Origin of the sequence: Pseudomonas sp. IT-93MI4 (assembly GCF_949767635.1) — a bacterium.
Lineage (GTDB): Bacteria > Pseudomonadota > Gammaproteobacteria > Pseudomonadales > Pseudomonadaceae > Aquipseudomonas > Aquipseudomonas putida_A.
Genome location: NZ_CATKPP010000011.1, coordinates 454,041 through 472,686, shown reverse-complemented (window position 1 = coordinate 472,686; position 18,646 = coordinate 454,041). Strand labels below are relative to the sequence as shown.

The following is an 18,646-nucleotide window of genomic DNA, read 5'->3' as shown; positions in this document are numbered from 1 at the left end:
ATGTGTGTCGAGGCAATAAAAACTGGGGCTGCTGCGCATCCCATCGGGGATAAATCCCCTCGCCACAAAAGCGATGAAACCAGGCAGCGAGCGGATGTCGTGGATCCGTCCGCCGCCTGTATTGCTCCTTTGGGTTAAGCGCGCTCCAGCGCCAGCGCCACACCCTGACCGCCGCCGATGCACAGGGTCGCCAGACCTTTTTTCGCATCACGCTTGATCATTTCGTGCAGCAGCGTCACCAGCACGCGGCAGCCCGATGCACCGATCGGGTGACCGAGGGCGATGGCGCCGCCGTTGACGTTGACCTTGTCCAGATCCCATTGCAGATCCTTGGCCACTGCCAGCGATTGCGCGGCGAACGCTTCGTTGGCCTCGATCAGGTCCAGTTGGCCGATGTTCCAGCCCGCCTTGTCCAGGCAGCGACGGGTGGCCGAGACCGGGCCGATGCCCATGATCGCCGGGTCCACACCCGCATTGGCATATGCGGCGATTTTTGCCAGCACCGGCAGGCCCAGGGCCTTGGCCTTTTCGGCGCTCATCAGGATGACTGCAGCGGCGCCATCGTTCAGCGACGAAGCATTACCGGCGGTGACACTGCCGTCCTTCTTGAATGCCGGACGCAGTTTCGCCAGCGATTCGGCGGTGGTGTCGCCACGCGGTTGCTCATCAACCTTGAACGCCACCGGGTCACCTTTGCGCTGCGGGATCAGGATCGGGGTGATCTCATCGACAAAGCGTCCGGCTTCAATGGCCGCAGCGGCTTTGCGTTGCGAGGCAGCGGCGAAGGCGTCCTGCTGTTCGCGGCTGATCTCATATTGATCGACCAGATTCTCGGCAGTGATGCCCATGTGGTAATCGTTGAACGCATCCCACAGGCCATCGCTGATCATGGTGTCGACGATTTGCGCATGACCCATGCGCAGACCGGTGCGTGCGCCCGGCATCACGTAGTTGGACAGGCTCATGTTCTCCTGACCACCGGCGATGATCACCTCGGCGTCGCCGCAACGGATCGCTTGCGCGCCCAGGTGCAGGGCTTTCAGGCCCGAGCCGCAGACCTTGTTCAGGGTCATGGCCGGCACGGCGTGGGGCAGGCCGGCCTTGATCGCGGCCTGACGCGCCGGGTTCTGGCCAGCGCCAGCGGTCAGCACCTGGCCCATGATCACTTCATCGACCTGCGCACCGTCCAGACCGGTTTGTTCCAGCAACTGGCGAATTACCGCAGCGCCCAGATCCACGGCGGACACGCTGGCCAGCGAACCCTGGAAACTGCCGATCGCGGTGCGGGTGGCGGCAACAATTACGACGTCTTGCATTTTCGAATTCCTCACTGGGCAGCGAACTGCATTTCCGGTACGTGATCCGGGACGATCAGTTTACCAGCGGTTTTGGCGACGATTTCCTCGACGCTGACGCCAGGTGCGCGTTCCTTGAGGACAAAAGCGCCATTTTCGATTTCCAGGTAGGCGAGGTCGGTCAGCACGCGCTTGATGCAGCCGGCGCCGGTCAGCGGCAGGCTGCACTTGGCCAACAGTTTGGACTCACCGTCCTTGGAGGCGTGGGTCATGATCACGATGATGTTGTCGGCACCGGCCACCAGATCCATCGCACCGCCCATGCCCTTGACCAGTTTGCCGGGAATCATCCACGAGGCGATGTTGCCTTCAACGTCGACTTCGAACGCGCCCAGCACGGTCAGGTCGACATGCCCGCCGCGGATCATCGCGAAGGATTCGGCGGAGTTGAAAATCGATGCGCCGATGCGCGCGGTCACGGTCTGTTTGCCGGCGTTGATCATGTCGGCATCGATGGTGTCTTCCGTCGGAAACGGGCCCATGCCGAGCAGGCCGTTTTCCGATTGCAGCATGACTTCCATGCCGTCGGGAATGTAGTTGGCGACCAGGGTCGGAATGCCGATGCCGAGGTTCACGTAGTAGCCGTCCTGCATTTCGCGGGCGACGCGCTGAGCCATTTGTTCGCGGGTAAGTGCCATGTTTTTATTCTCCGTCAGCCTGGATTATTTGCGGATGGTGCGCTGTTCGATGCGCTTTTCGAACGTGCCGCAAATGACCCGGTCGACGTAGATGCCGGGGGTGTGGATCTGCGACGGATCCAGCTCGCCGGGCTCGACGATTTCTTCGACTTCGACCACGGTGATCTTGCCGGCGGTGGCCGCCAGCGGGTTGAAGTTCTGCGCGGTGTGACGGTAGACGACGTTACCGAAATGGTCGGCTTTCCAGCCTTTGACGATGGCGAAGTCGCCGGTGATGGACTCTTCCATAAGGTACTTGCGCCCTTTGAATTCACGCACTTCCTTTCCTTCGGCGACCGGGGTGCCGACGCCGGTGGCGGTGAAGAAGGCCGGGATGCCGGCGCCGCCTGCGCGCATTTTCTCGGCGAGGGTGCCTTGCGGGGTCAGGATGACTTCGATGTCGCCCTTGAGCAGTTGCTCTTCGAACAGTTTGTTTTCGCCGACGTAGGAGGCAATCACCTTGCTGATCTGGCGGTCGGTCAGCAGCACACCGAGGCCGAAACCGTCGACGCCGCAGTTGTTGGAAACCACAGTGAGGTCGCGGGTGCCCTTGCGCTTGATCTCGGCGATCAGGTTTTCCGGGATGCCGCACAGGCCGAAGCCGCCGGCGATCACGGTCATGCCGTCTTCAAGACCGGCCAGAGCTTCCTCGTAGGAACTCACGCGCTTGTCGAAACCTGCCATATGCACCTCTTTTATTGTTTGTCGGGCGGCTGGCTAGCCGAATGACTGGAGTGTCTCGCTGGAGAATATATTTGTTAAGTTGATTTTTAAGGTTGATTGATTGATAAAGCTCAACAATTGACTGATTGCAGATACGGAAGCATAGCGCTCATGACCATCAAACAGATCCGCGCCTTCCTCGCCGTGGCTCAGAGCCTGAGCTTCGCCGTGGCCTGCGAGCGTCTGCACCTGTCGCAATCGGCGCTGAGCCTGACCATCAAGGCGCTGGAGGAGGGGCTGGGCGGGCGGTTGTTCAGTCGCAACACGCGCAATGTGGCGCTGACCGCCGAGGGCGAATCGCTGCTGCCGCTGGCCCGGCGTCTGATTGCCGACTGGGACAACGCCGAAGACGAAATGCGTCAGCGCTTCAGCCTGCAACGCGGGCGGGTGACGCTGGCGGCCATGCCGTCGTTTGCCGGCAACCTGCTGCCGCCGATTCTCAAGAGCTTTCGCGCGCGCTATCCGAACGTCAACGTCACGGTCAACGACGTGATCAACGAGCAAGTGCTGGAAATGGTTCGCGACCGGCAGGTGGAGCTGGGCGTGGCGTTCGAGCCGATGCAGAACACCTCGCTGACGTTCACCCCGCTGTACATCGATCGCTTCGTCGCAGTGGTGCCGCAGGATTCCGCGCTGGCCGGGCGCACAGAGATCGACTGGCAGACTCTGCTGCAGGAACCGTTCATCACCCTGCAACGGCCGTCGACGGTGCGGGTGATGCTCGAAGAGCACTTGCAGGCCCGGGGCATGAAACTGCCGGTGGAATTCGAGAGTCATCAACTGGCAACCGTCGGGCGCATGGTCGCCAGTGGCCTGGGGGTGAGTGCGGTGCCAGCGTTGTGCGCCGAGCAGATGCTGGAGCTGGGCGCGCATTGCCTGACCTTGAATGATTCAGTGGAGCGGGCGATTGGTGTGCTCACGGAGCCGGGCAATGAGCTGTCGGCGGCGGCGCAGGCACTGTTCGACATCCTCAAAGCCGAACATTGATCCTGTGGGAGCGGGCTTGCTCGCGAAGGCGGGGTATCAGTCGAGGAAAGTCTTGGCTGAAAGGACGCTATCGCGAGCAGGCTCGCTCCTACAGGGGATTTCGCGAGTCAGGAAGTCAAGCGTTGCACCAGCAACGGCAGCAGCTGTTCGCATGACGCCTCGATCTTCAGATCCAGCAGGTCATCGGCGCGAGTCTTGCCCAGATTGATCGCCAGCAACGGCTTGCTCCGATCGGCGATCACCCGGCACAGACGAAACGCCGAATACGCCATCAGCGACGACCCCACCACCAGTAATCCCGCAGCATTTTCTGCCGCCGCCATGGCCCGCGCCGCCGTCGGCTGCGCCACGTTCTCACCGAAAAACACCACGTCCGGTTTCATCCGTTCACCCTCGCAATACGGGCATTGCGGAGTCTGGAAGCGTGCTTCGAAGGCCGGATCGAGCAGGGTATCGCCGTCCGGCGCCTGCACCGCGTCGACCCCGGCCAGATAGGGATTCTGCTCGACCATCCGCTGCTGAATGTCGTCACGCGCGCTGCGCTGGCCGCAATCCAGGCACAGCACCCGGTGCAGGCTGCCATGCAGTTCGATCACGTCCTGACTGCCGGCCTGATCGTGCAACGTGTCGACGTTCTGCGTGATCAAGGCACTGATCAGTCCCCGGCGCTGCAACTCGGCCAGTGCTTGATGCGCTGCATTCGGCCGCGCCTGGCGCACCCGTGGCCAGCCGAGCATGGCCCGCGCCCAGTAGCGGCGACGGGATTCCGGAGCGGCGAGAAATTCCTGATACATCATCGGCTGCCGGCCCCGGCGTACACCCTCACTGTCGCGGTAATCCGGGATGCCCGACGGCGTGCTGATGCCCGCGCCGGTCAGCACCACAAAGCCGCCATCGGCCATGGCTTGGTGCAGGGTGTCGAGGTGTTCGCGGGTCGGGCTGTCGAGCATGGTCAGCACTCCGGGGAGGACGATGCCCGCAGGTTAGCATTAACCGTGTGGCGAGGGAGCTTGCTCCCGCTGGACTGCGCAGCAGGCCTGTTTTGGGCTTGCTTTGCAATCCGACGGGAGCAAGCTCCTTCGCCACAGGTGATAGCGGTGATTTATTTGCGCGCCTCCAGAATCAGATTGAACGGCGTCTGCGTCGCCCGGCGAAAATGCTTGAACCCGGCCTCGGTAAACACCTTGCGCAAGCGCATTTCACCGGCCTGCGCACCCAGCCCCAGGCCAACTTCCTGGGACAGCGAATTCGGCGTGCAGATAAAGGTCGAGGCCGCGTAAAACAGGCGTCCGACCGGGTTGATGTTGTCGTCCAGCGCATCATTGGCAAACGGCTCGACCAGCAGCACCGTGCCGTCGTCCTTCAATGATTCGAACGCATGCCGTGCGGCGCCGACCGGGTCGCCCATGTCGTGCAGACAGTCGAAATAGCAGATCAGGTCATAGTCGTCGCCGGGGTAGCTTTTGGCGTCGTTCTGGAAGAATTTCGCCCGGCTGCTGACGCCGCCTTCTTCGGCGCGCTGGGTGGCGACGGTGATCGACGGCGCGTGATAATCGAAACCGACGAAGCGCGAGTTGGGATACGCCTGGGCCATGATCACCGTCGAGGCGCCGTGGCCGCAGCCGATGTCGGCGACTTTGGCGCCTTTTTCGAGTTTGGCGACCACGCCGTCCAGCGCCGGCAGCCATTCAGCGATCAAGTGACCTTTGTAGCCGGGGCGAAAGAAGCGTTCGGTGCCGCTGAACATGCACGGATGGTGATCGCCCCAGGGCAGGGCGCCATTGCCGCGCATGGCTTTGACCAGTTTGTCCTTGTCGTGGAAAAACGAGGCCACCACACCGAGCCCGCCGGCGACGTACACCGGCGAGTCTTCCACGGCCAGTGCCAGCGCCTGCTCTTCCGGCAACCGAAACTGGCCATCGTGATGCTCCATATAGCCGGACGCGACATGTGCGCTGAGCCATTCGCGTACCAGACGCGGGTTGCAGGTGGTTTTTTCGGCGAGGGCTTGCGGGGTGATCGGCTGACTGTCGGCCATCGCCCGGTACAGCCCGAGTTCTTCGCCAACGATGACGTTCGCCAGCATCGCGGCGCCGCCCATGTCGTTGACCAGTTTGCCCATGAAGGCGTTGAGTCGTGTTTCGTCCATCACGAGTGCTCCTGATACAGGATCACCGTCCGGTGGCAAAACGTTGTCGAGGCATGGGCCGCTGGGCGGTGGTCACAGAAGTGGGCAGGGCACAGCTGACGTCGTCCTGCAATCCCCCTCGACTGGGTAATGAATCAGTCTAGCCGGGCTGGGGCAAGATGCAGTGTTTGTGCGCCATGCAAATTCCAATGTGGGAGCGGCGGTACGAAGCTTCGACTTGCTCGCGAACGCGGTGTGTCAGTCGATGCATCAGGGGCTGATACGCCGCTTTCGCGAGCAAGCCCGCTCCCACAGGTGATTGGTGTGGGGATCAGCGCAGGGGCAATTTCAACTCCGCGCACAGGCCTCCGCCCTCGCGGTTGCTCAGGGTCAGTGATCCGCCGAGTGCCATGGCCAGTTGCTGGGCGATGGCCAGGCCCAGGCCGGTGCCGCCGGTGCTGCGGTTGCGCGAGTTTTCCACCCGGTAGAACGGCTGCATGACCTGTTGCAACTCGGCTTCGGCAATGCCTGGCCCGCGATCGAGGATTTTGATGCAAAGACCATCGTCGATATCGACCTGCAACTGCGCGGCACCGGCGAATTTCAGTGCGTTGTCGGTCAGGTTCACCAGCACCCGGCGCAGGGCCTGGGGACGGGTATCGATCACCGCCGCGCTCTTGCCGCTCAGCTGCACGTCCTTGCCCATGTCCTGATAGTCGAACACCAGGCTGTCGAGGAACGAGTCGAGGTCGGTGCGCCGGCTTTCCTCGGTCGAGCCGTGGATGCTGCGAGCGTACGCCACGCCTTCGCGCACCAGATGCTCCATCTCGCCGAGGTCGTTCCACAGTTTGTCTTTCTCGACCGAGTCGTCCATGAACTCTGCGCGCAATTTCATGCGGGTGATCGGGGTTTGCAGGTCATGGGAAATCGCCGCCAGCAGTTGCATGCGCTCCTTCAGATACGCAGCGATGCGCGCCTGCATCGCGTTGAAGGCCCGTGCGGCGTAGGCCACTTCGGTCGGGCCGTGTTCGTCGAGCATCACCGGGTGCGCGTTGGGGTCGAGGGATTCCACGGCATTGGCGAGGCGGGCGAGGGGGCGTATGGCAATGCGCACCGCCAGCCAGGTGCAGGCGATCAGCAGCGCCAGTTGCCCGAGCAATACCCCCGGCAGCCACGGCGACAGCGGCGGCATGGCCGGACGCACATCGATGGTCAACGGGCTGCCGTCGCTGAGGCGCAAATGGGCCTGGAAGTGTTTTTTCTCTGCGGAAAATCGGCTGAAGGACAGCGGATGGGCGCCGCCGATCGCACCGCTGATCGAGGTCGCGGCCACCGGTACCTCCTCGGCGTCGAGCAGGGCGCCGGGATCGCCGTCGTTCAACCGATAATCGTAGTTGGTGCGAGCCAGTCGTGGCAGCCAGGCGGGGCGTTCCTGCGCGGGCAGGCGGTCGAGGATGGCAACCGACGTCGAAACGTCGTTTTGCATATTGCTGAGCATGGTGCTTCTGGCGCTTTGGAAACGCTCGTAATACTGCGCGCCAAACGACAGGGCCTGGGCCAGGATCAGCCCGATCAGAAAGATCAGCGACAACCGCGAAGCCAGGGTGCGTGGCCAATGCAGCTTGAGGCTCATGCCGAGGCCCCGAGGATTTCCACCGGTAGCGAAAAAACATAACCCTCGCTGCGCACGGTTTTGATGTAGGCCGGCTCACGCGCATCATCAAGCAGGCGCTGGCGCAAACGGCTGACCAGCAGATCAATCGAGCGATCAAACAGATCGGCTTCGCGGCCCTGGGTCAGGTTGAGTAACTGATCACGGCTGAGCACCCGTTGTGGATGATCGAGGAACACCCGCAGCAAACGGTATTCGGCACCACTGAGGGCGACCAGTGTGCCGTCATTGTCCAGCAGATGCCGGGCCGAGGTGTCCAGTTGCCAACGGCCGAAGGCCAGCAGGCGACCGCTTTCGGTGACCACCAGATTCGGCGGCAGCATGCGTGTGCGCCGCAGCACCGCGTTGATCCGCGCCAGCAGTTCGCGGGCGGCGAACGGCTTGGTCAGGTAATCGTCGGCGCCCATTTCCAGGCCGATGATGCGGTCGGTTTCATCGTTGCGCGCCGTGAGCATCAGCACCGGCGTGGCCTTGTGCTTGCCCACGCGCAATTCGCGGCACAGCTGCAGGCCATCGTCGCCGGGCATCATGATGTCGAGCACGATCAGGTCGACAGTGTTGGCTTCGAGAAAACTGCGCATCTGCCGACCATCGGCGACCACGGTGGTGCGCAGTCCGTTCTTCTTCAGGTAATTGCCGACCAGCTCGCGGATCTCGCGGTCGTCGTCGACGATAAGGATGTGATCGACATGTTCCATCGGTGCAGAACCTCTATCAAAGGGCAATGCCATGCAGTCTATCGAGCCTGCGCCGGCTTGCCTGCCCGGGTTTGTATTGCAGTGTATCTGGCGTAATGGCGGATACACACACATGCAAAAACGCGATTTTTTCAGGGTTTTGTATCGCTGTGTATCTCCGGGCGGTGGGGATACACAGTGATTGATAGCGGCCGTTTCCTGACACAGACGCGATACCTCACGCGCCTCAAATAGGCTCCATCGAGGCCCACACAACTTGCCTCGGCTCAACCCATACAAGCCTTGAGGAAACCACCATGACGCACAAAACCGTTGTCGCCGCCTGCCTGTTCGCCGCCCTGAACATCTGCACCCTGTCGGCCCGGGCCGAATCCGATTTCAGCCCGCACACCTACACCTACGGCACGCACCTGGACATCCAGAAAGTGCTGTCGATGACCGAGGACAACGCGGTGAACTGCGGCATTATCGATGCGCGCATGACGTACCTGGATTCGGCCGGAAAAACCCAGGTGCTGGATTACCGCAAATTTGCCGATGGCTGTAACAACCAGAACTGAGTGCTCAGATGCATCGACAGTCACCGCCCGCGCATATCAATGGCTCACAGGTCGCGCACCATGAGCCATTGCTCGTTGTCCCAGGCGCGAAAGCGCTCCAGCACTGTCCAGCCGCGTTTCGCGTAGTAGTCCTGCTTGTTCTGTGTGTGCAGATAGAAACGTGCGAAACCGCGCTGTTTCGCCGCCTGGCTGATGCCATCGATCAACCGCTCTGCCAGCCCCTGGCCACGAGCTTGCGGGCTGACAAACACGCACGCCAGCCAAGGGCCGAGATCCGGACGCAGGGCCAGATCCGCCCGGGCCAGCGCCGCACCGCCGAGCAGACGCTCGCCGTCCAGCGCAATCAGGCATGACCAGTCGCCATTGTTCTGGCCGGCAGCGAACTCGCGTTGCCATTCGGCCAAGGGTTGCTCGGCGTATTCGTAGGCGAACTGGCGGTGGATCCACTCGGCGTAAGTGTCGCTGTGCTGCGGGTGATTGACGAGCCATTCAAAACGCAGGGACATGATGGAATCCATTCACGGAAGACGGGAAGGCATAAAAGCCGATTGCCCCACGCAATGGCAATCTCGGAGTGTCTCGAGGCCTTTACAAAAAACCGCCACTCATCGGCCCGGCCGTTGTTTTGCCGGCTCTTCGGACGATTGGCAGGGACGCCATCGACCCTCGGCGCGATAGTGGATGAGCAGGGCCACTGCCGTCCCTGTCACTGATAAAAAGAACGCGAGGTTGCCATGCCGAAATTCGTGATTGAACGCGAGATTCCAGGGGCCGGAAAGCTGTCGCCGCAAGAACTCCAAGCCGTGTCGCAAACCTCCTGCCAGGTGTTGCGTGAACTCGGGCCACAGGTGCAGTGGCTGCAGAGTTACGTCACCGCCGACAAAATCTATTGCGTCTACATCGCCCCTGACGAAGAGCAGGTGCGCGAGCACGCCAGGCTGGGTGGATTCCCGGCCAACAGCGTGGCGCGGGTGATGACGGTCATCGACCCGACCACGGCCGAATGAAGTCCTTCTACCTGCTGCGGAGCACGATTGATGAGTACTCCCATTGATCTGACGGGTCTGAAAGAGCGCCAGAAAGTCGCCTGGGCCAGCGGTGATTACGCGGTGATCGGTACCACCTTGCAGATCGTCGGCGAAAACCTCGCCGAGGCCTGCGACCTGCACTGCGATGAGGAAGTGCTGGATGTCGCCGCCGGTAACGGTAATGCGACTCTGGCGGCGGCGCGACGTGGTTGTCAGGTGACCTCGACCGACTATGTCGCGGCGCTGCTGGAGCGGGGACAGGATCGGGCACGGGCCGAGCATCTGGATGTGATTTTTCAGGTCGCCGATGCCGAAGCGTTGCCGTTCGCCGACGAGAGTTACGACGCGGTGCTGTCGACCTTTGGCGTGATGTTTGCCCCGGATCAGGCGACTGCCGCAGCGGAACTGGCGCGGGTCTGCCGAAGGGGCGGGCGCATCGGTCTGGCGAACTGGACGCCGGAAGGTTTCGTCGGCCAGATGTTCAAGGTTCTCGGTCGCCACGTGCCACCCCCCGCCGTGGCCCAGCCGCCGTCGAACTGGGGCACTGAAGCGTGGTTGCACAGCCACTTCAATGAGCGCGAATTTCTGCTGCAGGTCACCCGCCGCACCTTCAATTTCCGCTATCGCTCGGCGGCGCATTTCATCGACATTTTCCGTCACTGGTACGGGCCGGTGCACAAGGCATTTGCGGCATTGCCGCCGGAAAGCGGGCAGGCGCTGGAGAGTGATCTGGCGGATCTGCTGAACCGCTCGAACCGGGTGGGAGAGACGTCACTGGTGGTGCCGAGCGAGTATCTGGAGGTGGTCATCAACAAGCGCTGAATGTTCAGAATCATGCCAAAACCTGTGGGAGCTGGCTTGCCAGCGATGGCGGCCGTCCTGTCCAAACGATGTCGACTGGCAGTCCGAAATCGCTGGCAAGCCAGCTCCCACAGGTATTCGTGATTGGCAGGTCTGGTGCTATTTCAGGTGCGGCCGATCAAACCACTCCAGCGCCGTACGCCAGATGCAGATCCCCAGAAAGTACGCCGACGCCAGCAACCACAAACCCATCACCAGCGGATTGATCATCGGGTGATTAAGCACCAGCGACAGGCTGCACAGCAGCCAGATGGCCGTCACCGCGATGTTGATCGGCATGAACCGGCGTACCCGGAACGGGTGCAGGAACTTCATGCGGGTCACGGTCAGCAGCGCCAGACCGATGATGGTCAGAAAGGTGATCCACGGCCCTGGATCGATGATGTACAGGCACAGGGCAACCACGTTCCACGCGGCGGGGAAACCGACGAAATAGTTGTCCTTGCTCTTCATGTTGACGTTGCAGAAACAGAACAGCGACGACACCAGAATCAGCGATACGCTCAGCAGCAGGGTGTAGTCGGGCAGGGGAATGTAGCGATAGATGAACAGCGCCGGAATGAACACGTAGGTCAGGTAGTCGATCACCAGATCGAGGATCGAGCCGTCGAAACTCGGCAGCACCGACTGCACATTGACCTTACGCGCTAGCGCTCCGTCGAGACCGTCGACGATCAATGCCACGCCCAGCCACATCAGGCAGTGAGTCGGCTGGTTTTCCAGCAGGGCGAGGGTCGCCAGAAAGGCTGTGACCACGCCGGTCGCGGTAAAACCATGGGCGCCCCATGCTTTGAGCCTGGCGATGTGTACGGTCGATATCACAGGGGCGTTCTCCAGAAAAATGAAGCATGCCGGTTATCACCCTCGGGCAAAGGGCGCCGGCAAACCGGGTCGGGGTTGCAGCTATCGACCGGTTTGGCCGGGATAAGGTTCACCACCTTTGAATCTTAGCTGCCCGCACAAAAAATACCTCGGCGAAATCTGCCAGCGTCAGCCAGACGGTGCTGGCGCGCCGGCGTCGGCGGTCTATTGTTGCCTGACGCATTTATTGCCAATGGCTGAGGACGAGATCATGAACACCAGTGATTTGCTCGAACAACTGCTGCGGGGCCAGGCCTCGGTGGGACAACAAGGTGCTGGTTCGGCCGGCGCTGGGCTGGGTGGATTGGGCGATTTGCTTGGCGGTCTGTTGGGTGGCGGTGCAGGCCCCGGCGGCAGTGCGGTGCAGTCCGGAGGGCTGGGCGGTTTGGGCGGTTTGCTCGGTGGCCTGCTCGGCGGCGGTAGCGGTGGTGGCTTGGGCGGCGCGCTGGGTGGGGCACTCGGTGGCGGCGGAACACAAAGTCGTTCCGGCGGCACCAATTATGCGGCGCTGGCCTCATTGGGAATGATGGCGTTCCAGGCGTATCAGGCCTGGCAGCGCAGTCAGGCGTCGGCGGCGCCACAACAGATTCCGCCAACCGCAAATCTGCTGGCCGGGCCCGAAGTCGAGGAGCACGGGCATGCTGTGCTGCGGGCGCTGATCGCGGCAGCCAAGGCTGACGGCGAGATCGACCCCCGGGAACAACAGATGATCAACAGTGAAATCAGCAAGCACACCGACGATCCGCAATTGCAGCAGTGGTTCGAAAGCGAAGTCGCCAAATCGCTGGACGCCAACGAAGTCGCCACGGCTGCAAACGGCGACCAGGCCATGGCCGCCGAGATGTACCTGGTCAGCGTGATCCTGGTGGACGATCAGCAAGACGCCGAACGCAACTACCTGGATGAACTGGCTGCCGCGCTGCAGATCGACCCGCAATTGCAGGTGCATCTGGAGGCTCAGGCCAAAGGTCAGGCCTGAAGCACCGTCAAAAATCGCGGTCTCGGGCAGCCCTTGCCGGGACCGCGATGCTCCGTCCGTCAGGGCAATTTTCATGTCGATTGAATTTTTCTCCGTAGCGGTTGCTCTGCTGATGTAGAGGCGTGAAACAACGCCCTGACCGGCCAACCGAACGAGAACACTGACATGACTGCCCTGACCCCTCTGCAGGCGCCGAGCGCGCAGCAACAGCCCATCACTGCCGACGGCGATTTGCGGCGTATTTATGAGGCACTGCTGCTTGAGGATGCGCCTGAAACCCTCGCGCGGGATTTTCTCGCCGAGCAGTTGCAACGTGCCGCGCTGTTGCCCGAAGAACTTCCGCAGGATCCGTCGGCGTGGCAAAACTGGGTCGCCGGGCACTGCACGGAAGTTGCCCGGCAGTACGCCGATTACCTGCAACAACGCCAGGCCGGCGGACCGCGCCAGTTTTTCAGCAACAAGGCTCACGCGTTGTACTTTCTGCAAGCCGTGGCGCCGACCAAACTGGTGGATGGCGCGTGGCTGTACGGTTTGTTGGCGCAGTGGCGCGACCCGCGTTTCGACGGGTTGCTGTGTACCTATCTGGAAGAATTGGGCGACGGCAATCCGGCGCAAAACCACGTGGTGATCTACCGCAAACTGCTCGCTGAGCACGGTTTGCAGGACGCCAGCGCGATTGCCGATGAACGCTACTTGCAAGGCGCGCTGCAACTGGCACTCGGTGCCTGTGGCGAAAGCTTGCTGCCGGAGGTGATCGGCTACAACCTCGGCTACGAACAACTGCCGCTGCACTTGCTGATCAGTGGCTATGAACTCAGCGAGTTGGGCGTTGATCCTTACTACTTCACCCTGCATGTGACCATCGATAACGCCAGCACCGGCCATGCGCAAAAAGCCGTGCAGTCGGTGCTCGACCTGTTGCCGCTGGAAGCCGATCGCGGCGAATTCCTGCGCCGGGTATCGCTGGGCTATCGACTCAACGACCTGGGGCAGGGCAGCCGCGCGATCATCGAAGGTTTTGACCTGGAGCAGGAAGTGCTGGCGATGCTAGAGCGCAAACGCCCGTTCGGTCAGCACATGCATTCCGACTACTGCCGTTTCGAAGGCAAAACCGTCAATCAATGGCTGGCCACGTCCGAGCAACTGCCCGGATTTCTTCAGGCGATGCAGGATAAAGGCTGGATCAAACGCAACGAAGATCCGCAAGCCAGCCGTTTCTGGCAGTTGATCGACGGCGACGGTGCGGCGATGTTCGGCGTGTTCAGTCCGTATGAAAAGCAGCTGCTGCACGACTGGATTGCCGGTGACTGGACCCCATCCGACCAACGCAAAGCGCCACGACGCAGCCATCAGGTCGCCACCCCGGACGCCGCCGTGCCCGAACACGATCCCGATGTGCAGCGCCTGACATCTGCGCTGCAAGGTCAGGACGGTCACGCGCAAATGGCCACGCTGATCCCATGGTTGGCACCGGCCCGCCATGCCCACCCGGCGGGGCTTCTGGCGACGCGTCGCTTCATCGAACTCAAATCCAGTCTGCGTTAAGGAAATCCCCATGAATCAGGAAGAACAACTGTCCGCCAACGACCTGACGCTGCTGCAACTCGGCCGGCGCTTGCAGGCCGACGGCTACCGTTTCATCACGCCGACGCCCTTGACCCATCAGCGGGTCAATCAGCGCGACGAAGGGCAGATCGCCGATACCCTGCGCGACGTTTTCGGCTGGTCGCGGCCGTTCGAACCTGGCTTGCTGTCCGCCGATGAACAGCGGCAGTTGCAGGATGCGCAAGTGATTGACGTCTACGACGGCCGCTTGAAAAGCCGGGTGCGCTGGTCGAGTCTTGATGACTTGTTGTTCGTGCATTCCGGCTTTCCCACCGATGCCGCCGATTCGGTGTTTTTCGGCCCGGACACCTACCGTTTCGCGCAGCTGATTCACGCGCATCTGCAACAGAGCTTCGCGCCGATTCAGCGTGCGGTGGACATTGGCTGCGGCGCCGGCGTCGGCGCCATCCTGATTGCCCGCGCACGGCGTGAAGCGCAGGTGCTGGCGGTGGACATCAACCCCGCAGCGCTGCGCTTGACCGCGATCAACGCGGCATTGGCCGAAGTCGCGAATGTCGAGGTGCAGGCCAGTGATGTGCTGCAGGGCACCGAAGGCAATTTCGACCTGATTGTCGCCAACCCGCCGTACATGGCCGATCCGGCCGGGCGTGCTTATCGGCATGGCGGTGGCTCGCTCGGCGCCGGCCTGTCGCTACGCATCGTCGAGCAGGCGCTCAATCGGCTGGCCCCCGGTGGCTCCTTGTTGCTGTACACCGGCGTGGCGATGGTCGATGGCCGCGATCCGTTTTTCGACACTGTGGTGCCGCGCCTGGATTCGACGCGATTCGGCTGGACCTATCGCGAACTGGATCCTGACGTGTTCGGTGAAGAGTTGTTGAACCCCGGTTACCAGCGCGTGGACCGGATCGCCGTGGTCGCGCTGACCGTGACCCGCATTGGCTGACACAAGGCAGGTGCGCCATGACCAGGAACCTTGACGACTACAATCGCATGCGCGACTTTTCCGCGACCTCGGAGCCCGCTGCCGTCAAGCGTCGTGGCCGCAGCAAGGCCACTGAGCATGCGCTGCAGTTCTGCATCCAGAAGCACGACGCTTCGCACCTGCATTATGACTTTCGCCTCGAACTCGATGGCGCACTGAAGAGCTGGGCGGTGCCCAAGGGGCCGTCGCTCGACCCCAAGGTCAAGCGTCTGGCGGTGCACGTCGAAGACCATCCGCTGGACTACGCGACGTTCGAGGGCAGCATTCCCGAGGGGCATTACGGTGCCGGCGATGTGATTGTCTGGGATCGTGGCGTGTGGATTCCGCAGGAGGATCCGGCCAAGGCTTACGCCAAGGGCAAACTCAAGTTCGAGCTGCAGGGCGAGAAGCTGTCCGGGATCTGGAATCTGGTGCGCACGCACATGCCGGGCAAGAAGGAAAACTGGTTTCTGATCAAACATCAGGACAGTGCGGCGCGCCCGCAGGACGACTACGATGTGCTCAGCGCCGAGCCGGACAGCGTGCTCAGCGAGCGCACCCTGATCAGCAAACCCAAGCTCGCCGCCGAGCAAGTCAAGCCCGTGAAAAAGGCCCCGGCGAAACCGCGCAAAGCGGCATCCGGGACGCTCACGGGTGCGCGCAAGGCCAAACTGCCGGCGCAGCTCAAACCGGAACTGGCGACGCTGGTCGACAGCGCACCGGAAGGGCAGTGGAGCTACGAGATCAAGTTCGACGGCTACCGGATCCTGGCGCGCATCGATCACGATCAGGTGCAACTGTTCACCCGCAACGGTCACGACTGGACGCACAAACTGCCGCAACAGGCGCAAGCCCTCGCTGAGCTGGGGCTTGAATCGGCATGGCTGGACGGCGAAGTGGTGGTCACCAACGAGCAGGGTGTGCCGGATTTTCAGGCGTTGCAAAACGCCTTCGAAGCCGGGCGCAGCGGCAGCATCATGTACTACCTGTTCGACATGCCGTACCTCAACGGTGTCGACCTGCGCGAAGTGCCGGTCGAGGAGCGTCGCGCGGCGTTGTCCACGGTACTCGGCGGGCATGAGCAGCCGTTGCTGCGCTTCTCCGAAGCCTTCGATGAAACGGCGGACGCACTGCTCAACAGCGCCTGCCAGATGCAGATGGAGGGGCTGATCGGCAAACGCCTCGGCTCGCCTTACGTTTCGCGGCGCAGCAGTGACTGGATCAAGCTCAAGTGCAAGCATCGGCAGGAATTCGTGGTCGTCGGCTATACCGATCCGAAAGGTGCGCGCAGTGCCTTCGGCGCGTTATTGCTGGGCCTGCATGATCGCGACAGCGGCGAGTTGCGCTATGCCGGCAAGGTCGGCACCGGCTTCAATGAAATTACATTGAAGAGCATCCTCGCCCAGCTCAAGCCGTTGCAGGTGAAGAAGGCTGCGGTGGTCAATCCGCCGAGCGGCTTTGAGGCCAAAGGCGTGCATTGGCTCAAACCGAATCTGTTGGCAGAAGTGGCGTTCGCCGAAATGACCAAGGATGGCTCGGTACGCCACGCCGTGTTCCATGGTCTGCGCAATGACAAACCGGCCAGGTCGATTACCGAGGAGCGCGCGAAACCCGTGAAGACTTCAGCGAAAGCCACCCCGTCGAAAAAAGCTGCCTCGTCGAAGAAAGCTGCAGAATCAAAGAAAGCTACGGAGCCGAAGAAAGCCGAAGCGGCGCCATCACAGCTCGGACTCGCCAGCGGCAAAGTGCGCATCACTCACCCCGATCGGGTGATCGATGCGGTCAGCGGCACCACCAAGATGCAACTGGCCGAGTATTACGCCAGCGTTGCCGAGTGGATTCTGCCGCAGCTCAAGGATCGCCCGGTCGCGCTGGTGCGGGCACCGGATGGCATTGCCGGCGAACTGTTTTTCCAGAAAAACGCCGAGCGCCTGGCGATCCCCGGCATTACCACCCTGGACAAGGACGTCACCGGGCAACCGGTGATGCTGATCAACAACGCCGAAGCCTTGATCGGCGCAGTGCAGATGAGCACGGTCGAATTGCACACCTGGAACGCCACCACCGTCGATCTGGACAAGCCTGACCGTTTCGTCCTCGATCTCGACCCGGATCCCGCGCTGCCGTGGAAAAGCATGGTCGAAGCCACTGCGCTGACCCTCACCGTGCTGGATGAACTGGGGCTCAAGGCCTTTCTCAAGACTAGCGGCGGCAAAGGCATTCACCTGGTGGTGCCGTTGACCCGCAAGCATGGCTGGGACGAGGTCAAGGATTTCAGTCACGCGATCGTCAGTCACATGGCCAAGCTGTTGCCGGAACGCTTCTCCGCGGTGTCCGGGCCGAAAAATCGTGTCGGGCGGATCTTCATCGACTACCTGCGCAACGGCCTGGGCGCCACCACCATTTGTACCTACGCCGCGCGAACCCGCGAGGGCCTGCCGGTGTCGGTACCGCTGTTTCGCGAAGAGGTGGCCGAGATCAAGGGTGGCAATCAGTGGAACATCAGCAATGTCCATGAGCGTCTGAACGAAGTCGGCGATGAGCCGTGGGCCGACCTGAAGAAAACCCGCCAGAGCATCACCGCCGAGATGCGCAAGCGGGTTGGCATGAAAAAATGATCAGGTGTCGCGCAGCAAGTCGTGAGCGTTGAGCAGCTCGAAAGCGATTTCGGGGCGGTTGTTCAGGCCTCGGCGAATGGCCGCCGGAATTGATTTGCGGGTCTTGCGGCACAGTCCCGGCAACGCCTCGATCTGAATCTCAATGCCGAGCATGCTGCGTACCTCATGAAACCCCGGAGCGACTTCCACACGCAGGCCCAACTGTTCGTGCATGCGCTGTTGCAGATGCCGCAAATACGCGAGGTCTTTGAGTTGTTCCAGCCGGGCGAGGAGGATTTTTTCCTGCTCGCGGGTCAGGCGCAGAATGCGCAGATCCGTGCCCGGCGCTTCCAGCAACGCGTCGCGCCCGCAATCGCAGGCGCCGGGCGGGCAGGGTGAGCGCAAAGGCGCAGGAGGCGCAAGAGTCGTCATGGCCTCCATCATAGAGGCCGTCAGACGGTTTTGCCTATGCGCCCTCAGCTGCCGTCCATCGGCCGCTGCATCCCTGGCAACTACTGATTCAGGCCTTCGTAATGCACCAGAATCGCGTTGGCGAGGTCTTCATCGCTGGCATTGAGGCCGGGGTTGTCGTGCCGCACCTGTTGCAGTACCGACTCAAGATAAACCCCACGGATGGCCCCGCCGCTGGCGACGAACGCTGACAGGTCGTCGCGCGCCGGGATCACCATTTTGTGATCCTTGAAGGTCGAGTACAGCGACGCGGAAACGCCCGCCGAGGTGGCGACGTCTCCGGCATCGACACGGGCCAGCGCCGAGCCGACAGGGAGGCAGAGCAGGAGAGAAGAAATGAGCACTAACTTGCGCATGACGATGTTCCTCCACAAGCGCGAAGCAAAAAGGAAGGACTACATAATCTCAGAGGTGCGACCTTTGCCGGAGTTCCGTTCGAACGCGTGGATACTTGCTGAAACGCTCTGAAGCGGCACATCTGCACAAATAAGCTTAGCTGAAATCCTGAAAGGCGCATTCGGC

The 18,646-nt window shown here is 61.8% G+C and carries 19 protein-coding genes; 8 read left to right on the top strand and 11 right to left on the bottom strand.

The annotated features are described in order from the left end of the window. Nucleotides 1–134 precede the first annotated feature (134 nt). Genes ACM6I7_RS09380 through ACM6I7_RS09370 form a run of 3 tightly spaced genes read right to left on the bottom strand, consistent with a single transcriptional unit; the run spans nucleotide 135 to nucleotide 2,716 of the window. On the bottom strand, nucleotides 135–1,316 hold the full coding sequence (locus ACM6I7_RS09380; RefSeq protein WP_414888428.1) for an acetyl-CoA C-acetyltransferase: 1,182 nt from the start codon (nucleotides 1,314–1,316) through the stop codon (nucleotides 135–137). A gap of 11 nt (nucleotides 1,317–1,327) precedes the next feature. Then, on the bottom strand, nucleotides 1,328–1,993 hold the full coding sequence (locus tag ACM6I7_RS09375; protein WP_096796497.1) for a CoA transferase subunit B: 666 nt from the start codon (nucleotides 1,991–1,993) through the stop codon (nucleotides 1,328–1,330). A 24-nt stretch (nucleotides 1,994–2,017) separates the two neighbouring features. Further along, complete coding sequence (locus tag ACM6I7_RS09370; protein WP_007919568.1) at nucleotides 2,018–2,716, bottom strand: CoA transferase subunit A; 699 nt, start codon at nucleotides 2,714–2,716, stop codon at nucleotides 2,018–2,020. A gap of 150 nt (nucleotides 2,717–2,866) precedes the next feature. Between ACM6I7_RS09370 and ACM6I7_RS09365 the strand changes: the two genes are divergently transcribed. Beyond that, complete coding sequence (locus tag ACM6I7_RS09365; RefSeq protein ID WP_027611654.1) at nucleotides 2,867–3,742, top strand: LysR family transcriptional regulator; 876 nt, start codon at nucleotides 2,867–2,869, stop codon at nucleotides 3,740–3,742. Nucleotides 3,743–3,849: 107 nt separating this feature from the next. Here ACM6I7_RS09365 and ACM6I7_RS09360 read toward each other — a convergent pair whose 3' ends face one another. The 4 genes from ACM6I7_RS09360 to ACM6I7_RS09345 all read right to left on the bottom strand — a co-directional run bounded on the left by ACM6I7_RS09360 (nucleotide 3,850) and on the right by ACM6I7_RS09345 (nucleotide 8,240). After that, nucleotides 3,850–4,692: an NAD-dependent protein deacetylase gene (locus tag ACM6I7_RS09360; protein ID WP_414888427.1), complete on the bottom strand. Its 843-nt coding sequence runs from the start codon at nucleotides 4,690–4,692 to the stop codon at nucleotides 3,850–3,852. Between the two features lie 152 nt (nucleotides 4,693–4,844). Then, nucleotides 4,845–5,891 (bottom strand): class I SAM-dependent methyltransferase, encoded by a 1,047-nt coding sequence (locus ACM6I7_RS09355; RefSeq protein WP_027611656.1) that lies wholly within the window; start codon nucleotides 5,889–5,891, stop codon nucleotides 4,845–4,847. Nucleotides 5,892–6,201: 310 nt separating this feature from the next. Further along, nucleotides 6,202–7,503, bottom strand: coding sequence for an ATP-binding protein (locus ACM6I7_RS09350; RefSeq protein ID WP_027611657.1), 1,302 nt, complete (start codon nucleotides 7,501–7,503; stop codon nucleotides 6,202–6,204). Continuing rightward, the gene (locus ACM6I7_RS09345; RefSeq protein ID WP_027611658.1) at nucleotides 7,500–8,240 is read right to left on the bottom strand and encodes a response regulator; all 741 of its coding nucleotides are present in this window, start codon (nucleotides 8,238–8,240) and stop codon (nucleotides 7,500–7,502) included. Before ACM6I7_RS09345 ends, ACM6I7_RS09350 begins: the two co-directional genes overlap by 4 nt. Nucleotides 8,241–8,536: 296 nt before the next feature. Between ACM6I7_RS09345 and ACM6I7_RS09340 the strand changes: the two genes are divergently transcribed. After that, a complete protein-coding gene (locus ACM6I7_RS09340) occupies nucleotides 8,537–8,800 on the top strand; it encodes a DUF2790 domain-containing protein (protein ID WP_414888426.1) in 264 nt (87 codons plus the stop codon). Between the two features lie 44 nt (nucleotides 8,801–8,844). Here ACM6I7_RS09340 and ACM6I7_RS09335 read toward each other — a convergent pair whose 3' ends face one another. Beyond that, on the bottom strand, nucleotides 8,845–9,306 hold the full coding sequence (locus ACM6I7_RS09335; protein ID WP_096796491.1) for a GNAT family N-acetyltransferase: 462 nt from the start codon (nucleotides 9,304–9,306) through the stop codon (nucleotides 8,845–8,847). A 228-nt stretch (nucleotides 9,307–9,534) separates the two neighbouring features. On the opposite strand from ACM6I7_RS09335, the gene ACM6I7_RS09330 reads away from it, so the two are divergent. Together ACM6I7_RS09330 and ACM6I7_RS09325 are read left to right on the top strand one after the other, a co-directional pair. Beyond that, entirely contained in the window at nucleotides 9,535–9,807 is a 273-nt protein-coding gene (locus ACM6I7_RS09330; protein WP_007962415.1) for a DUF4242 domain-containing protein, read from the top strand. 30 nt (nucleotides 9,808–9,837) lie between these two features. Further along, entirely contained in the window at nucleotides 9,838–10,650 is an 813-nt protein-coding gene (locus tag ACM6I7_RS09325; protein ID WP_414888425.1) for a class I SAM-dependent methyltransferase, read from the top strand. Nucleotides 10,651–10,788: 138 nt separating this feature from the next. Here the strand turns inward: ACM6I7_RS09325 and pcsA are convergent, their stop codons facing one another. Further along, a complete protein-coding gene (gene pcsA, locus ACM6I7_RS09320; protein WP_096796489.1) occupies nucleotides 10,789–11,511 on the bottom strand; it encodes a phosphatidylcholine synthase in 723 nt (240 codons plus the stop codon). A 250-nt stretch (nucleotides 11,512–11,761) separates the two neighbouring features. On the opposite strand from pcsA, the gene ACM6I7_RS09315 reads away from it, so the two are divergent. From ACM6I7_RS09315 to ligD, 4 genes are all read left to right on the top strand, one after another. Continuing rightward, a complete protein-coding gene (locus tag ACM6I7_RS09315; protein WP_414888424.1) occupies nucleotides 11,762–12,529 on the top strand; it encodes a tellurite resistance TerB family protein in 768 nt (255 codons plus the stop codon). A 165-nt stretch (nucleotides 12,530–12,694) separates the two neighbouring features. Next, a complete protein-coding gene (locus ACM6I7_RS09310; RefSeq protein WP_414888423.1) occupies nucleotides 12,695–14,074 on the top strand; it encodes an iron-containing redox enzyme family protein in 1,380 nt (459 codons plus the stop codon). A gap of 10 nt (nucleotides 14,075–14,084) precedes the next feature. Continuing rightward, on the top strand, nucleotides 14,085–15,038 hold the full coding sequence (locus tag ACM6I7_RS09305; protein WP_414888422.1) for a methyltransferase: 954 nt from the start codon (nucleotides 14,085–14,087) through the stop codon (nucleotides 15,036–15,038). A gap of 17 nt (nucleotides 15,039–15,055) precedes the next feature. Beyond that, nucleotides 15,056–17,674: a DNA ligase D gene (gene ligD / locus ACM6I7_RS09300; RefSeq protein ID WP_414888421.1), complete on the top strand. Its 2,619-nt coding sequence runs from the start codon at nucleotides 15,056–15,058 to the stop codon at nucleotides 17,672–17,674. On the opposite strand, the gene ACM6I7_RS09295 is transcribed toward ligD, so the two are convergent. After that, complete coding sequence (locus tag ACM6I7_RS09295; protein ID WP_414888420.1) at nucleotides 17,675–18,097, bottom strand: hypothetical protein; 423 nt, start codon at nucleotides 18,095–18,097, stop codon at nucleotides 17,675–17,677. It abuts the gene before it with no gap. A gap of 68 nt (nucleotides 18,098–18,165) precedes the next feature. Further along, nucleotides 18,166–18,480, bottom strand: coding sequence for a DUF2388 domain-containing protein (locus tag ACM6I7_RS09290; protein ID WP_007962425.1), 315 nt, complete (start codon nucleotides 18,478–18,480; stop codon nucleotides 18,166–18,168). Nucleotides 18,481–18,646: the final 166 nt, after the last annotated feature.

Coding starts and splice junctions, on each gene's coding strand:
- ACM6I7_RS09380 (WP_414888428.1), bottom strand. CDS start 1,316: ATGCAAGACGTCGTAATTGTTGCCGCCACCCGCACCGCGATCGGCAGT.
- ACM6I7_RS09375 (WP_096796497.1), bottom strand. CDS start 1,993: ATGGCACTTACCCGCGAACAAATGGCTCAGCGCGTCGCCCGCGAAATG.
- ACM6I7_RS09370 (WP_007919568.1), bottom strand. CDS start 2,716: ATGGCAGGTTTCGACAAGCGCGTGAGTTCCTACGAGGAAGCTCTGGCC.
- ACM6I7_RS09365 (WP_027611654.1), top strand. CDS start 2,867: ATGACCATCAAACAGATCCGCGCCTTCCTCGCCGTGGCTCAGAGCCTG.
- ACM6I7_RS09360 (WP_414888427.1), bottom strand. CDS start 4,692: ATGCTCGACAGCCCGACCCGCGAACACCTCGACACCCTGCACCAAGCC.
- ACM6I7_RS09355 (WP_027611656.1), bottom strand. CDS start 5,891: ATGGACGAAACACGACTCAACGCCTTCATGGGCAAACTGGTCAACGAC.
- ACM6I7_RS09350 (WP_027611657.1), bottom strand. CDS start 7,503: ATGAGCCTCAAGCTGCATTGGCCACGCACCCTGGCTTCGCGGTTGTCG.
- ACM6I7_RS09345 (WP_027611658.1), bottom strand. CDS start 8,240: ATGGAACATGTCGATCACATCCTTATCGTCGACGACGACCGCGAGATC.
- ACM6I7_RS09340 (WP_414888426.1), top strand. CDS start 8,537: ATGACGCACAAAACCGTTGTCGCCGCCTGCCTGTTCGCCGCCCTGAAC.
- ACM6I7_RS09335 (WP_096796491.1), bottom strand. CDS start 9,306: ATGTCCCTGCGTTTTGAATGGCTCGTCAATCACCCGCAGCACAGCGAC.
- ACM6I7_RS09330 (WP_007962415.1), top strand. CDS start 9,535: ATGCCGAAATTCGTGATTGAACGCGAGATTCCAGGGGCCGGAAAGCTG.
- ACM6I7_RS09325 (WP_414888425.1), top strand. CDS start 9,838: ATGAGTACTCCCATTGATCTGACGGGTCTGAAAGAGCGCCAGAAAGTC.
- ACM6I7_RS09315 (WP_414888424.1), top strand. CDS start 11,762: ATGAACACCAGTGATTTGCTCGAACAACTGCTGCGGGGCCAGGCCTCG.
- ACM6I7_RS09310 (WP_414888423.1), top strand. CDS start 12,695: ATGACTGCCCTGACCCCTCTGCAGGCGCCGAGCGCGCAGCAACAGCCC.
- ACM6I7_RS09305 (WP_414888422.1), top strand. CDS start 14,085: ATGAATCAGGAAGAACAACTGTCCGCCAACGACCTGACGCTGCTGCAA.
- ligD (WP_414888421.1), top strand. CDS start 15,056: ATGACCAGGAACCTTGACGACTACAATCGCATGCGCGACTTTTCCGCG.
- ACM6I7_RS09295 (WP_414888420.1), bottom strand. CDS start 18,097: ATGATGGAGGCCATGACGACTCTTGCGCCTCCTGCGCCTTTGCGCTCA.
- ACM6I7_RS09290 (WP_007962425.1), bottom strand. CDS start 18,480: ATGCGCAAGTTAGTGCTCATTTCTTCTCTCCTGCTCTGCCTCCCTGTC.